The following is a 16,275-nucleotide window of genomic DNA, read 5'->3' on the forward strand; positions in this document are numbered from 1 at the left end:
TTGAAATTTGTTCGTTAGTATTACATGACAAACTTTATTCATTATGAAAAAGATATATAAAATAGTATTAGGTATTATAGTTTTTTTCTTCATCCTTTTGGTTAGTATTCCCCTACTATTTCAAGATAAAGTGATGAACTTGGTAAAAACTACTATTAACAACAACGTAAACGCCAAAGTTGATTTTAGCGATTCTAGCTTAAGCCTACTTAGAAATTTCCCAAATGCATCAGTTCAATTATCTAACCTAACAGTTATTAACAACACTCCTTTTGAAGGTGATACTTTAGTATATGCTAAAGAAGTAAACTTAGCATTAAAACTTACAGAACTTTTTAAAGCTTCATCTGAGCAGCTAAACATTAAATCATTTACTATTGATGATGCTCTAGTAAACGTATTGGTTGATAAAAAAGGAAATGCTAACTACGATATTGCAAAACCTTCTGAGACAGAAGAGACAAAAGATGAAGAACCATCTACTTTTGGACTGTCTATTAATTCATATGCTATTAATAATGCTACGATAAAATACAATGACGAGCAAGGTAAACTAAACCTTGAACTAACCGAGTTAAATCATAGTGGAAGTGGTGACTTTTCTCAATCAAACACAGAACTAGATACCCAAACATCTACTTTAGTATCTTTTGGAATGGACGGTAATTCATATGCCAAGAACCAAAAAATAGAATTAGATGCTATTTTAGGAATGGATTTAACTAATATGAAGTTTTCTTTCTTAAAAAATGAAGCTAAACTAAATAGTCTTCCATTGGTTTTTGACGGTTTTGTTCAAGTTAACGATAAAAACCAAGAGGTTGATATCAACTTCAAAACTCCGTCTTCTGACTTTAAAAACTTTTTAGGTTTAATTCCTGAAGCCTATACTAAAAGCATTGCTGACGTGAGCACTACTGGTAACTTTAGTGTTAACGGAAAGGTAAACGGAATTATTGATGACAACCATATTCCAAAGTTAGATATATCTATGAAGTCAAATAATGCTTCATTTAAATATCCTGATTTGCCTAAAAGTGTTCAAAACATTAATATTGATGCGCAAATAAAAAACACTACTGGTAAAACCGAAAATACGTTTGTTACTATTAATGGTCTTTCTTTTAAGATTGATCAGGATACTTTTTCTGGAAAAGGAAATATTTATAATCTAACTACCAATCCAAAGATAAATGCTAGTTTAAAAGGTGTTTTAAACCTTGCTAATATTAATAAAGCATATCCTATTGATTTAGAAAATGATTTGAGCGGAATTTTAAAGGCTGATTTGCATACGGAGTTCGACATGAAAGCGATTGAAAACAATACTTTAAGTCGTATTAAAAATAATGGAAAAATGGAGGTGAGCGACTTTATTTTTTCTTCAAAAGATGTTGTAAATCCACTTCATATTAAAAATACAGCGGTTAATTTTACACCTGGCACCATTACCTTAAGTAAGTTTGATGCTACCTCAGGAAAAAGTGATTTAAATGCTACAGGAACAATTAAAAACCTGTTAGGCTTTTTACTTTCTGACAAAAAACTACAAGGAAACTTCAAGCTAAATTCAAATACTTTTTATGTAAGCGATTTTATGCAAGAAAATCTAGAGACTTCTGAGAAAAAAGAAGAAACTTCTAAAGAAAACACACCTAGTGAGTCTTTAAAAATTCCTGCTTTCTTAGACTGTTCTGTAAAGGCAAATGCAAAAACGGTACATTATGATAACTTAACTTTACAAAATGTTACCGGAACACTTCTTTTAAAAGATGAAAAAGCCATCTTACAAAATATGAATGCTGGTATTTTTAATGGTCAAATTGCTTTAAATGGAGAAGTTAATACACAAAAAGAGAAGCCTACTTTCGATATGAAGTTAGGTATCAAATCTTTTGACATTGCTCAATCCTTTACTAGTTTAGATTTATTACAATCATTAAGTCCTATTGCGGGTGCTATGAGTGGTAAATTAAATTCTGATATTGATTTATCTGGTAGTTTAAACGATGATTTTACCCCAAACCTTGCTTCGGTTTCTGGTAAAGCATTAGCTGAACTATTAACGACTAGCATCAACCCTGAAAAAACTAAAGCTTTGAGTTTATTAAACGATAAATTATCATTTATTGATTTAACAAAACTAGACCTATCAGATATTAAAACATATTTATCTTTTAAAGACGGACAAGTAGTTGTAAAACCTTTCGATTTAAAGTATAACGACATTGGAATTACTGTTGGCGGAAGTCATGGTTTTGACAAAACAATGAACTACAATGTTACTTTAAATGTTCCTGCTAAATACTTAGGTAACGAAGCTGAAGGATTACTTTCTAAATTAAGTGCAAAAGAGCAGCAAAATATTACAGTTCCTGTTACCGCTAATATTACGGGTAACATGATGAGTCCTTCTGTAAAAACAGATATGTCTTCATCGGTTAGTAAATTAAGTCAAAAACTAATCGATCAACAAAAAGACAAATTAGTCAATGATGCTTTAGGAAGTTTATTAGGAGGCAAAAAGAAAGATAGTACTTCTACAACCACTAAAAAGGATGAAACTGTTAAAAAAGTAACCGACGTATTAGGTGGTTTATTTGGAAAGAAGAAAAAAACTCAACAAAAAGATACAGTTAAGTAATCTTTTGTAACATTTCTTTTACCTCATAGTCTTACTATTAATTAAGAGAACTTTGTAAGTTATTTAACACTTCTTAAATACACTTTACAAAGTTCTTCTTTTATGTTTGTTACCATCAACTAACTGACTATGAAAAATATAACTACTTTTTTATTTCTAATATGCTCGTCAATAACCTTTTCTCAAGTTAAAGGAAGAGTTACAGACACTAAAAAACAACCTATTTCTTTTGTAAGTGTTTACTTAGAAAACACGATTACAGGTACAACTACCAATACCAATGGAGATTATGAATTAGCACTCTCCAAAACAGGAAATCACACCCTAATTTTTCAAATGTTAGGTTATAAAACCGTAAAAAAAACAGTTAAAATCAATTCTTTTCCTTTCACAGTAGATGTTTCTTTAACAGAAGAAGAAGTGGTTTTAGATGAAGTTGTGGTTTCTTTAGAAGAAAATCCTGCCAACAAAATTATTAGAAATGCTATTACTCATAAAAATAAAAACACTGATAAATTTGCTGAATATACTGCCGATTTTTACTCTAGAGGATTATTTAAAGTAAAGGATTTACCAAAGAAATTTTTAGGACAAGATATTGGTGATATGGGTGGTGGATTGGATTCTACCCGAAGTGGTGTGGTGTACCTTTCTGAAACGGTTTCTAAAATTGCATTTCAAAAAAGACCTAAAAATTTTAAAGAACACATTATAGCCTCAAAAGTTAGTGGTGAAGACAATGGCATTAGCTTTAACCAAGCTGAAGATGTTAACTTTAATTTTTATGAAAATTCTTTTAATCTAGCGGATGTTCGTATAATTTCTCCTATAGCAAACGGAGCTTTCGGGTACTATAATTACAAGCTAGCAGGGGTATTTTACAATGAAAACGGAAAATTAATTAACAAAATTCAACTACTACCTAAACGAAAAAATGACCGTGTTTTTAGTGGATATATTTATATCGTTGAAGATGATTGGGCTGTGTATGGAGCCGATGTTATTGTAACAGGAGCGCAAATAAGCTTGCCAATGGTTGATTCTTTGCATATTAAACAGAACTATAATTTTTCAACAAAAAATAAAGCGTGGGTTCCCATAACCCAAACCATCGACTTTAAAGCAGGTATGTTCGGATTTCATTTTAACGGACGCTTTTCTGCTGCTTATTCAAATTATAATTTTTCTCCTGATTTTAATGAAAAAACTTTCAATAACGAAATACTTTCCTTTGCTGAAAATGCTACAGAAAAAGATTCTACATATTGGAACACTATACGTCCAGTAGCTCTGACAGTAGAAGAGATATCAGATTATAAACTGAAAGACAGTATTAAAACTATTCGAAAATCAGAAAAATATTTAGATTCAATCGATACCAAAAACAACAAATTTAAACCGCTAGATATTCTTTCTGGTTATACCTACCTAGATTCTTACAACAAATGGTCGTTGAGCATTTCTTCTCCCATTGAAAACATCAATTTTAACACCGTACAAGGCTGGAATTCTTCTTTAGGAATTAACTACCGAAAAACTCTAAATAAAAAAGGAAAACGATTTGGTATGGGAGCCGATGTTAATTATGGCTTTTCAGAAAAAAAAGCACGCCCTACTGCCTACTTCAACTACCAGTGGAATAATACCACAAGACCATACCTGCATGTTTCTGGAGGAATTGCTACATCACAATTCAACCAAAAAGAACCTATTTCTAAGTTTTGGAATACTATAAGTTCAATTGGTTTTGAAAGAAATTACCTGAAAATCTACGAAAAAACCCATGCAAAAGCTTCTTTTTCACAAGAAGTAACTAACGGAATTCGTATGTTTTCTTCTCTAGAATTTGCCGACAGAAAACCGCTGTTCAATACCTCTGACTATGTAATGTTTCCTAAAAAAAATGTTGATTATACTTCTAATAACCCACAAGAACCAAACAACTTTACTTTAGGATTTACTCCGCATCATATGTGGACATTTTCGGTAGGAGCTAACATCAATTTTGGTCAAAAGTATTTATCATATCCTGATGGAAAATACAATATTACCAGTCGTAAATATCCATCGTTATATATTGGTTATCAAAAAAACTTCGGATCTGGAAATTCTGAGTGGAATTCAGATATCATATTCTCACAACTGTACCAGCATATTAATTTAAGCAACTGGGGAGAGTTTTCCTACAAAGCTAAAGGAGGACTGTTTTTAGAACAAAAAGATATTCCGTTTATGGATTATGCTCATTTTAACGGAAATCGTTTATTAATAGCTCCTAACAACAATTATTTAAACAACTTTTACATGCTTCCTTATTACAAATTAAGTTCTAACGATAAATATGCTGAACTTCATGGAGAATACAACTTTAAAGGAGCATTATTAAGTAAAGTTCCTTTATTAAATAAGCTGAACTTTCATTTAGTTACTGGTGCTAAAGGATTATTTACAGCGGGCAACAAACCTTATTCTGAGTTTGCTATTGGTTTAGATAATGTTGGTATTGGAAAATGGCGTTTTTTACGTGTAGATTTTGCTCGCTCAAACTTTAACGGAAAAAATGAAAACAGAGTCCTTTTTGGGATAAAATTATAGTTTATACCCAATACTAAACAACATAACCCTTGGCATTATGTGTGTTTTAGTATCAGAAATTAAATAGTCTGAAAAGCTGTTACTTTGTTTAAAAGTTGTGTTAAATAAGTTTTGAGCAGTAAACTTAAATAACCATGGACTATCTTCTTTTTGATACGATAGAGTAGCATTTGCAACATTGTAGTTATTTTTTGCTCCTAATGCTTTATTTTGGTAATCATAATGTGTGTAATCAAAATTAAAAATAAAACTTTTTAAAAAATCGTAATCTATGGTTACAAATGGCTCGTTAGTTATAAATTTTGATACAGAGTTACTTGATGTATAATTTCCTATCGTTCGTTTATAACCAATCTCTATTGCTGGAAACTTATCAAACAGGGTTTCCGCTCCCAATTCCATAGAATAGTTTGTGTTTTTATTATTTACAAATACACCGTTGATGCTTTGAAGATATTTAGAGTTATTATAACTCCCTATAAAATTATACCGAATTTTTTTTATTCTTTTTCGTAAAGATCCTCTAATATTCCAATCTTCACTTGGATTTTCGAATAATTGTGTTGTTAAAAAACGGTTTACCCCATCAAAACTTACAGCATTTCTGTATCCGTTTACTTTTTTAGTGTAATTCGCACTTGCGTGTAGCATTAACCCTCGGTACAAACTAAAACGCCTATAACGTAATCTTGCCGAATGATACAATTCATTTTCTAAGTTAGGATTTCCCTTAAAAACTGAATTATACGACTGTAAATAAAAACGATTGGCTAGTTGTGAAGCATTAGAGAAATTTGTTTTTAAATTATAGTTCAGTTCTATTTTCTTTGATTTATTGAATTCAATTTTTAGTAGAAAATCGGGTAATAAAACCCATTTACTCTTTTCTATAGATTCTTCTTGATTTACTTTCCAACGATAGTTGTGTAAATACGCTCCTTGTTTAAAAGTGAAGATTCCTGTTCTAAATTTATAATGGACTCCAGCAAAAAAATCATTGTGTTTAAAAACAGTACTATTGTTAAATCCGCCCGATATAAATTCATTGATACTATCATCATCCAACAACTGAAAATCATTACTCGTAAACTTTTCTTGTTGATGAGTGTTACCAATTGTTGAATAAATATGATTGTTATTATTCAACACCCAAAAATCTTTAAAAACGGTATGTAAATAATGTTTTTCAGTAAATTTATCTTGAAATAAACGCAATTGACTCTGTGTAGTATCTACAGGTTGTACGATATTTTGTATCGTTTTGGCATACGAATTTGAGGCTAACCAATTAGCGGTTGGCGTATTTTTATCAAACGTATAATCGGCAATTGCAGAGAAAGTGTGTTTCTCAGACTGATCTTTATGCCATTCAAAATTTTGGTTTATATACCAAATATCATTGTTTCTATCAGTTTCAATACTATTGTTATCTGTATTAATTATGGATAAAATTGTATTCTCCTTCGTAACATCTGATTTTTTCACTTGCGTTCTTGCGTACCATTGCTCTTTGGTATTGGGTGCATATTCAAGATTTAATTTACCAATACCTAACAAATTATTACTATTTGTTTTACTGGTTTTATCTTCAACAAACGTCGTGTATTCATTACGAGTTTCATTAAAACTCTTGGTATCACTATGTGAAAAAATAACATAACCAGAAACGTCTAATTTACTCGCCACGGTTTTGGTTATATTTAGTGCACCAAAACGTTGATTACTACTTAATACGTCGCTACTTTCTAAGAACTGAGAAAAATCACCACCTTTCCAATTAAAATTACCACTAAATACTGCGTTAACTCCTCCTTGGAAGTTCATATAATCTTTAAATGTAAAAGTTTTTTCACCTATGTTGTTTAGGTTTCCAATAAAATTTACATTCGTTTTTGGGGAGTAATAAAAAAGGTTAGCGTTTGCTTTGTGAAAAGAATCATACCCCACATTTACTCCTGCTTCAACATCACCAAAAACAAAACGCTTTTTATCTTCTTTTAGTTGAATGTTCATTGCCATATCTTCAGAATCTGATATGTTTTTTAAAAAAGCAACTTCGTTGTAGTTATCAATAACTTCTACTTTATTAACCGCATCAGCAGGAATATTCTCTACCCCAAGTTTTGTACCGCCCCCAAAAAACTTTTTACCATCTACTAATAATTTGGTCACTTTTTTTCCTTGTACTGTAACGCCTCCATTTTTATCTACCTCAACTCCTGGTAGTTTTTTAAGTACGTTTTTTAATTTACGTTCGCTTCCATCAACAAACTTATCAGTGTTGTAAATAATGGTGTCTTGTTTTACAGTAACAGGTAGCTCAATAATAACTTCGTCTAACTGATTTTTTGCTTCTTTTAAAACAATATGTTTTGTTGTGTTTTCAACTAGGGTTATGTTAAAACTAGTCGTCTCATACCCTAAGTAACTAACACTAATCGTATAGTTATTATCTTTTTTGAGTTCTAAACGGTAGTTTCCCTCTTCATCTGAAATAGCAAAACGCATGTTTTCTGTTGCCTTTTTGGGTTTAGCAATAACGTTAGCAAACGATAATGAATTTTGTAAACTATCTTTTACTACTCCTTTAAAAACAATGGTTTGGGCATTTGAAAAAACACTAAAAAATATAATTAGAATAGTGTATTGCGCTTTCTTTTTCATAAATAGCTCTATTTTTTGACACTAATATCCTTTATTTCTTTTAAAATTACCCATGGCTTCACTTATCATGGTATTCATTTGCTGTTCAGTAACTTTTTTTCCTTTTTCTGGTTTAATGATTTCATATGTATTTTTAGAGTTTAAAACAATTTTACTTGCCTTATATTTGAATTTTCCATCATTTAACTCTAATATTAATCCAGGTAAGCCTGAATACCCTATAGGACCATAAGGAGCATTAATTTGGGGACAATACCACGCTGTTTTTATGTACTCCTTTTCTTTTCCTCTATAAGGTTTTTTTATAATAGCTTTTGCCTTATAACATAAATAGTTTCCTATTTTTTTTGTTTCATTTATCAATTGCCATTTTAGTTTTTCTTTTGATATTATAAAGGTTTCTCCAAAAATTTGTTTTTGCTCTAGGCTAGTATCTTTTGATGAATAAAAAACTGAGTTACCATGAGGTATTAAGGCAAATTTATAGTATTTAGCTCCTTCGAGAGTAAGAGACTTATTTAATTTGAAAATACTAGACAGCTCATTAAATTTTAATTCAAAAGACATATATTTTAAAGCCTCCTCTATACCTTCATCTATTTTATTAAATTTTTCATAATTAGGATGCTTTTTGAATTTTTCTTTCTCTTGATCATTTACTATTGATTCTTTTACATAGGTGATAGAACCATTTTTTATTTGAGAATTAATTTTACTCACACCCAAAAAACTGAATATAAATAAAAGTAATATAAATTTATTTTTCATTTCTTAATTTGATTTAAAACCACACCCATAAACTTTGAGTGTGGTTATGAATATGGTTTAATTACTCACAATGCTCCTCGTAGTACGCATCTGTGTAAGCGTACTCCATCGCTTCATTGCCTTCTCCCTTTTTAGTTCCATAATCCCAAGCGTCACAAATGCAACAATCACTTTCTTTATTTGTATTTTTGTTTACACCTGTACTAGCATTCACTATGCTACTCGTAGCAAATACCATTGCTGCTACTAACATTACTTTTTTCATTTTTTAAAATTTTTAATTTGATTAATTATTTTTTTACTTCTTAGTAAAGAAGAAACCATCCTTATGGCTACATAAGGTACATGTCTTAAAAAATTTAAAAAGAAAAATGTGCGCAATTTTATAAACATTCTTCTTCTTTTACTAGCTAGTGGGTAACAATAAAAGTGATCAAATTTTTATTATTACCTTTCCCAAACATATAAAATTATTTTTTAGTAAATGTTAAAGCCTATCAGGGATAACCCTGAGTTGGCACCATTTTCTTCTCAGGGTTATCCCTAATTTAGTTTTTTTTTTAGACTGATAATCAATCACTTACTATAAATGTTAAAATTTTGTTAAAAAGTAATTTTGAAGCTTTTTTATAAAAATAAGAATACTTTTACTTTATGAAAACAACCCTATTACTTTTTGGTATCGCTGCAGATTTAGCTGATAGTTCTTCATTAACCCTAGAACTACCTAACAAAAGCACAGTTGCTAGTTTTAAAGAATTTCTTTCTAATGAATTTCCTGAGTTTCAAAAAATGAGTTCGTATGCTGTGGCTATTAATGAGAGTTATGCAAGCGATGATACACTCATACGAGAAAATGATGTAATAGCCATTATACCTCCAGTAAGCGGAGGATAGTTGTTCAATGATATACTTAACTAATGTAATAATGATTTAATGCAGCATGAACATTAAGAAAGTCATTATTACATTAAATCACTAACACATTAAATCAATATTATACTGTTTCTTGCTTAAGATATCTCCCTACGAAAAAGGTTCCGAAAGGTAAAATAGATAACAAACAAACAATTCCGAAAGTTTTTCCGTTCCAGTTTAACTCGTATTTCAACATAATTGCTAATACGATGTACCCTACAAATAGTAATCCGTGAGGCATTCCTAACATTTTTACATATTCTGGATTTCCTTGCATGTATTTAATTGGAACTGCTATAAAAAGCAATAAAATGTAAGATAATCCTTCTAATAAACTTACTAATCTGAAAAAATTAATCATTTGTTTGCGCTTAAAAATTCGTTTGTAAAGATACTGAAATATTGCGTCCTGCAGAAGATACTCCAGAGGCAAATTCTTTATAATGCTCGTCAAATAAATTAGATAATTGCGCTTGTATTGCTATGCTTTTAGTAAACTGATATTTTCCGTACAATCCAACAGTCATCCAACTAGGAGTTCCGTAATACATATCAATATCATTTGTAGCATCAGGGTTCACAATTGGTGTTTGATCGTGATTATCTATGCCTTCTGTTAGGTTATAATCAGAAATGTCTTTTTTAGCGTTGAAAACTAGGTTAGCTCCTCCTTCAAACTTCTTATTTACATAACTTAAATCGAAACGACCAAATAATGGTGGAATAGATGATAATGGTTCATCTGGTACTCCTTTTTCTTCCGACTTTAATGTATTCCCTTTAGTGTATGTAATTGACCCTGAAGTTTTCCAATTTTTAGAGATTTTACCTTCGTAACTCGCAGTAAATCCTGTTATATAAGCTCTTCCTCTGTTATAATTCGTTAAAATCTCTCCATCAGCAGTATTGTATTCATCTCCATCGTAGAACACAGTACTTTGTCCAAAAAATTCATACGGGATTCGAGTGATATTTCGATCTAATATTGTGTAATAAGCATTCATTCCTACTCTAAACTTTCTATTGTTAAAATATTTTTGAAGTCCTATTTCGAAGTTATATGCGTATTCGGGTCCTAACTCGGTATTAGGAACTGTTAACCTACCACTTTTCTCTCTAATTTTTCCTACATCATCAATATTTGGAGAACGGAACCCTGAAGAAATAACTCCGTTTAATTGCCAATTTCTTGTTGGCTTATATACATATCCTATCGTTGCTGTAATGGATTGATTATCTAATCGAATATCGTTTTGAGGAATATCTACGAATGTTTCATCGACCCATTTAGCTTTTAATACTGTATGTGTACCTCTAATTCCTGTATTTAAAGTAGATTTAGCATTGATATCCTGACGGTAATCTACATAAAAAGCAGAGCTTAAATAACTACTTCCACCATCAGGATAACGAGATTGCACTGCAAAATCACCATCAAATCCGATAATGTCATTTCCATTTAACAGCAATGTTTTTCCATAAGAATTAGAAGCCACATCATTATAAGCAAGCTCAACTCCATACCCTAAATTTCTATGCGCTGCTAACGGAACTGTAAAATCTCCATTCAAACTAAAAACATCTACTGCTTCCTTTCTATACGATCTATCTAAACTTCCAAATTTTCGTTGAACACGACTCTCTTTTATGTTTTGATATGCTAAGGTAATTGTTCCTTTATCCATCCATTTTTTCTTTGGATTGATAAGCAATTGTGGAGAAACTAATAATCTTTCTTGCGGTCCATAATACCACTCAGCAAATTTTAAATCTCCATTTCCTTTTAACTCTGTTAATTTATCAAAACGTGGAATATTTGAAGAGTTTGAATATTGAATGTTTAACTTAAAATCGGTGTCTTTTGAAAAAGGAATATAAAACTTCTGTAATACATCTGTTTGACTGTAACCAGTATTTCTCTGAATATTTAAATTAGAATTTGCAACTGGTGTATCGTTGTAATAACTATCAGTATTATTAGAGTAGAAAGGTACTTTGCCCCAATCATTAAAACCATGAGAACGATTTTTTCCCATTCGTAAATCACCAAAATTACTGTGAGCTACACTGGTAAATGATGCCCATTTTTTAAATCTAAGTTCGGTAGAAACCACATTGGTTACCTCATTATTTGCAGAGCTGTATCGTAAAAAAGCACTTCCTTTTACTTCGCTACCTTTTTCTGATATTTTTGGTGTTTTTGTATAGTAGTGAATTACTCCACCCAAAGCATCTGAACCATAAATTACTGATGACGGACCAAAAACAATTTCAGTTCTGTCTAGTAAATTTGGAGCTACTGTAATTGAATTTTGTAAGTGTCCTTTTCTATAAATCGCATTATTCATACGAACACCATCAACCACCAATAACACTCGGTTACTTTCCATTCCTCGCATTACTGGACTTCCTCCCCCAAATTGTGATTTTTGAATTTTTATTCCAGGTACACTCGATAATAAATCTGCTGATGTTTGTGGTGATAATTTTTCTATCTCTTTTGATGAAACTACCGCAATTTGTTCTGCTATACGATTTGTTTTTTCTCTGTTCTTAAATACCGAAACGACCACCTCATCTAACTGCTCAGAGTTTTTTGACAAATACACATAATAATTATTTACCTTTAAAGCTGATTTGTTTTCATGATATTCCGCATACGAAACATGCGAAAAAATTAGCACTTCATTTTTTGAAAAAGCCGAAATATCAACTTTTCCTAATTCGTCACTTACAGCATACGTTGTATTATTTTTATTAAATACAGTAACTGATTCAACAGGTTTTCCTGTTTCAGCATCAATAACAGTAAGGTTTTGTGAAAAAATTGTGGTTACAATTAGTAAAAAAAATACAGTAATTATTTGTTTCATAAATTAACTAAAAACAGTTTCTAACACGTCTAACGACTTGGGTTTCCGAAATCCTTCTAAATGTAATTCATAATATTTTATGATAATTCGAAGAATAATTTGCCTATCATTTTTTGAATAGGAAATTGAATTTATTTCATCAAAATTTATGCCTAACAAGCTTTTAAAAAGATTAATTTCTTTACCTGTTAAATTCCCTTTTTCATATATCAAATCAGTAAAACTTCCTTCTAACAAACTAAAGGCTTTTTTATCAGATTCGGAAGTATCTGGATAAAACCCTAAATACTTTGATAAATTTAATAAAAACAACAAGTGAAAATTAGCTACCTCATCATGAGTATCTATCCAAGCTAAAGATGTTTCTAAGTACTGGTATAATGGAACATTTTCTTCTTCTTCTTGAATGATTTTTGATAATATTTCAGACAAAAACAATATAATAGATTGCTTTACTATTGAAGTGTGTATTGTTTCGTACGGATGAATTACCTGCACTTCTTTAATAGAGTGTAAAGAACTTTTAGTACTATGATTTGCTGTAATTTGTAATTGTGTTAACGGTTGAAAGTGAGCTGCCTTTAATTTTCCTTTTTTAGCTTTTAAAATCCCTTTTAACATATACGATTTCACCCCTTCTTGTAACGTAAAACACTTTACAATTAAACTTGTATCACCATACTTTAGCGAACTTAAAACAATAGCTTTGGTAGCAACAACCGGCATTTAATCGAGTTTATCAGTTAAAATCATCAATCAAAGATATTTAATATTGACTATAAAAATGGTACTTTCGTACAAATTTGATGCACTTTGGTATGGCTGTAGAAATAGAAAGAAAATTCTTAGTAAAATCAGAAGCTTTTAAAGAAAGTTCATTTCAAAAAAATTATATAAAACAAGGGTTTTTAAATTCAGACAAAGAACGAGTAGTTCGAGTTCGAATAAAAGACGACAAAGGTTTTTTGACTATAAAAGGAGCTTCAAATACTAGCGGAACAACCCGTTTTGAATGGGAAAAAGAAATTGATAAAAATGAAGCTAAAAGTCTTTTTAATCTTTGTGAAAAAGGGATTATAGAAAAATACCGATACTTAGTAAAAATTGATAATCATACTTTTGAAGTAGATGAGTTTTTAGGAGAAAACAACGGCTTACTAATTGCCGAAGTTGAACTAAAAAATGAAAATGAAAATTTCACAAAACCAGAATGGTTAGGAGAAGAAGTTACAGGTATCGCAAAATATTACAACTCAAACTTAAGTAAACATCCTTTTATTAATTGGTCTTCTTAGATACAGAAATAAACAGCTATAAAGTGGCTTAAACTTCCTAATAATACGAAGACATGAAACGTTGCGTGATTGTATTTTAGCTTTTTAATCGAATAAAAAACAGCGCCAACAGTATAAAAAACGCCTCCCAAAAAAAGATAGAATAATCCTTCGCTAGAAAAACTATCAATTAACGGTTTAATTAAAAAGACTATTTGCCAACCCATTAATAAGTATAATGCTGTTGATAATTTGTCAAACCTTCCTGTAAAAAACAACTTTAAAACAACGCCTGTTAACGCAAAGCTCCAAACAACGATAAATAAATACCAACCTAAATTTGGTGATAAAACCAGCAAGCAAAAGGGAGTATATGTTCCTGCTATAAGCACATAAATAGCAGCATGATCAAAAATATTAAGCCTTCGTCTAAGCTTGGGCTCTTTAGCAGCATGATAAAAAGTAGATGCAGCGTATAAAACAATCATACTTATTCCGTAAATCACCAAACTAATACCTTTCCAAAAGGCATTATATTCAAATGATTTTTGCAGTAATAAAGGAAAAACAATAATACTTAAAAGCAATCCTAAACCATGAGAAAACACATTAAGCCTTTCCTCTTTATCACTATAACGATGATTTAATTTCTCACTCATTATTTAATCGGTTTGTATCTTTCATATACAACTCATCATTAATCAATTCATTGTATATAACACTGTAAGTTTGCTCTTTAAGTTTTTTCTTATCTTCTTGAACTAAGTTTTCTGTTTCAATAAAACTGCATTGTTTTACTCTAAATGTTCCAGGAGATCCTTTAAAAAAATCCCAAGAAAACAAACGCTTTCCATCGTAGTATACTTGAGGAACTATTGGTATCTGATGTTCAATCGCTAAACTAAACGCTCCATTTTTAAACGGTGCTAAAACTACATTTTCATCAGGAACCAATCCTTCAGGAAAAATAGCAACGCTTGTTCCGTTTTTCAATCTGCTATGTGCTTGTTCATATACTTTTCTTCTACTTTCTGCATCACTTCTATCAACCATAATAACCACTTTCTTGTAAAAGAACCCAAAAACAGGAAACTTTACCAACTCTTTTTTTCCTACAAAAACAATTGGATTTTTACTCATGGCTATTAACACCCAAGGATCTAAAAAAGAAGCATGGTTAGCACAAAACATATAACTTTTATTTCTATCTATCTCTTGCTCTTTTTCAACTTTTAATCGGAATCCCATTCCGTAAATTAAAAAGAAGGCCCAAGTTCTAACAACTTTCCAAAAAGCTGGGTAGTACTTTTCATCTGATGTTAAAATCAACAAAAAAGGAGCCATTAACAAAACTGAAACGACCATTAACAAGTAAAACCAAACACGCCAAATAAATCGAATAGGAAAAAAAATATACTTCAAGCCTCTAAAATTAAAAATGGATAACTCTTTTTTCTTATCAACTTAAAAAAGAAGATTAAATAGAAATGCGAATGTAGTAATTTCTTTTGTTTGATGAATTTTAAGCTTATTTTTGCTTACTTAAGTAAAAAATTTTCAAAACAGATTTATGTCAAGAATTTTAACAGGTGTACAAAGTACAGGAACCCCACATTTAGGAAATTTATTAGGAGCAATTTTGCCTGCTATTGAAATGGCTAATGATTCAAAAAACGAATCGTTTATTTTCATTGCAGATATGCACTCTTTAACTCAGATTAAAGACGGTAACGAATTGCGCGAAAACACCTATAGTGTAGCGGCTACTTGGCTTGCCTGTGGAATTGACATTAACAAAACCGTTTTTTATCGCCAAAGTGATATTCCTGAAGTTACTGAATTAACTTGGTATTTGAGTTGTTTCTTTCCGTATCAACGTTTAACTTTAGCACATGGTTTTAAAGACAAAGCCGATCGCTTAGCTGATGTAAATGCTGGTTTATTTACCTATCCTATGTTAATGGCTGCAGATATTTTATTGTACGATGCTGAAGTTGTTCCTGTAGGAAAAGATCAGTTACAACATTTAGAAATGACGCGTGATGTTGCAAACAGATTTAACAACATAGTGGGTGAAACTTTAGTTCCGCCTCAAGCAAAAATAAATGAAGACACCAAATTAGTTCCTGGAACTGATGGTGAAAAGATGAGTAAATCTCGAAATAATTTCATCAATATTTTCTTACCAGACAAAAAGTTACGTAAGCAAATTATGGCTATTCAAACGGATAGTAAAGCCTTAGAAGACCCAAAAGATCCAAATACTGATAATGTTTTTGCTATATATAAATTATTAGCTTCGGAAGAACAAATTGCCGAAATGCGTGCTAATTACGAAAATGGAGGTTATGGGTACGGACACGCTAAACAGGCTCTTTATGAACTAATTATTGATAAATTTGCTGATGTACGCACAAAATATAACCACTACATGGAAAACCGTCATGAAATTGATGAAGCTTTAGCTGTAGGAGCTGAAAAAGCACGAGTAATTGCTAAAGATGTTTTACAAAGAGTACGTGGTAAAATAGGATATTAA

Annotated in this window: 13 protein-coding genes; 5 read left to right on the forward strand and 8 right to left on the reverse strand. The window is 30.8% G+C overall.

Annotated elements, in window-relative coordinates; genetic code table 11:
* The first annotated feature begins 43 nt into the window (after nt 1–43).
* Complete coding sequence (locus ACR9ES_RS08035; RefSeq protein ID WP_435253831.1) at nt 44–2,644, forward strand: AsmA family protein; 2,601 nt, start codon at nt 44–46, stop codon at nt 2,642–2,644.
* Between the two features lie 129 nt (nt 2,645–2,773).
* Entirely contained in the window at nt 2,774–5,239 is a 2,466-nt protein-coding gene (locus ACR9ES_RS08040; protein ID WP_435253832.1) for a DUF5686 family protein, read from the forward strand.
* Here the strand turns inward: ACR9ES_RS08040 and ACR9ES_RS08045 are convergent.
* The 3 genes from ACR9ES_RS08045 to ACR9ES_RS08055 form a co-directional block, all read right to left on the reverse strand.
* Nucleotides 5,234–7,903 carry a carboxypeptidase-like regulatory domain-containing protein gene (locus tag ACR9ES_RS08045; protein ID WP_435253833.1) on the reverse strand — a complete coding sequence of 890 codons (2,670 nt, stop codon included), beginning with the start codon at nt 7,901–7,903 and terminating at the stop codon, nt 5,234–5,236. The genes ACR9ES_RS08040 and ACR9ES_RS08045 overlap by 6 nt on opposite strands.
* Before the next feature lie 21 nt (nt 7,904–7,924).
* Nucleotides 7,925–8,671 (reverse strand): GLPGLI family protein, encoded by a 747-nt coding sequence (locus ACR9ES_RS08050; RefSeq protein WP_435253834.1) that lies wholly within the window; start codon nt 8,669–8,671, stop codon nt 7,925–7,927.
* 61 nt (nt 8,672–8,732) lie between these two features.
* The gene (locus ACR9ES_RS08055) at nt 8,733–8,936 is read right to left on the reverse strand and encodes a hypothetical protein (protein WP_435253835.1); all 204 of its coding nucleotides are present in this window, start codon (nt 8,934–8,936) and stop codon (nt 8,733–8,735) included.
* A gap of 389 nt (nt 8,937–9,325) precedes the next feature.
* On the opposite strand from ACR9ES_RS08055, the gene moaD reads away from it, so the two are divergent.
* Nucleotides 9,326–9,568, forward strand: a complete 243-nt coding sequence (gene moaD / locus ACR9ES_RS08060; RefSeq protein ID WP_299004688.1) for a molybdopterin converting factor subunit 1 — start codon at nt 9,326–9,328, stop codon at nt 9,566–9,568.
* 100 nt (nt 9,569–9,668) lie between these two features.
* On the opposite strand, the gene ACR9ES_RS08065 is transcribed toward moaD, so the two are convergent.
* The 3 genes from ACR9ES_RS08065 to recO are packed head-to-tail and all read right to left on the reverse strand — an operon-like array spanning nt 9,669 to nt 13,188.
* Nucleotides 9,669–9,950, reverse strand: a complete 282-nt coding sequence (locus ACR9ES_RS08065; RefSeq protein ID WP_274633879.1) for a DUF3817 domain-containing protein — start codon at nt 9,948–9,950, stop codon at nt 9,669–9,671.
* Between the two features lie 10 nt (nt 9,951–9,960).
* Nucleotides 9,961–12,462, reverse strand: a complete 2,502-nt coding sequence (locus tag ACR9ES_RS08070; RefSeq protein WP_435253836.1) for a TonB-dependent receptor — start codon at nt 12,460–12,462, stop codon at nt 9,961–9,963.
* A gap of 3 nt (nt 12,463–12,465) precedes the next feature.
* Nucleotides 12,466–13,188 carry a DNA repair protein RecO gene (gene recO, locus ACR9ES_RS08075; protein ID WP_274633881.1) on the reverse strand — a complete coding sequence of 241 codons (723 nt, stop codon included), beginning with the start codon at nt 13,186–13,188 and terminating at the stop codon, nt 12,466–12,468.
* Between the two features lie 92 nt (nt 13,189–13,280).
* Here recO and ACR9ES_RS08080 point away from each other — a divergent pair, with 92 nt between their 5' ends.
* The gene (locus ACR9ES_RS08080; RefSeq protein WP_274633882.1) at nt 13,281–13,757 is read left to right on the forward strand and encodes a CYTH domain-containing protein; all 477 of its coding nucleotides are present in this window, start codon (nt 13,281–13,283) and stop codon (nt 13,755–13,757) included.
* Here the strand turns inward: ACR9ES_RS08080 and trhA are convergent.
* Nucleotides 13,754–14,395, reverse strand: a complete 642-nt coding sequence (gene trhA / locus ACR9ES_RS08085) for a PAQR family membrane homeostasis protein TrhA (RefSeq protein ID WP_435253837.1) — start codon at nt 14,393–14,395, stop codon at nt 13,754–13,756. The genes ACR9ES_RS08080 and trhA overlap by 4 nt on opposite strands.
* The gene (locus ACR9ES_RS08090; RefSeq protein WP_435253838.1) at nt 14,388–15,158 is read right to left on the reverse strand and encodes a lysophospholipid acyltransferase family protein; all 771 of its coding nucleotides are present in this window, start codon (nt 15,156–15,158) and stop codon (nt 14,388–14,390) included. Before ACR9ES_RS08090 ends, trhA begins: the two co-directional genes overlap by 8 nt.
* A 148-nt stretch (nt 15,159–15,306) precedes the next feature.
* Here ACR9ES_RS08090 and trpS point away from each other — a divergent pair, with 148 nt between their 5' ends.
* Nucleotides 15,307–16,275 carry a tryptophan--tRNA ligase gene (trpS, locus tag ACR9ES_RS08095; protein WP_435253839.1) on the forward strand — a complete coding sequence of 323 codons (969 nt, stop codon included), beginning with the start codon at nt 15,307–15,309 and terminating at the stop codon, nt 16,273–16,275.

This window comes from Tenacibaculum sp. A30, from assembly GCF_051200845.1.
Lineage (GTDB): Bacteria > Bacteroidota > Bacteroidia > Flavobacteriales > Flavobacteriaceae > Polaribacter.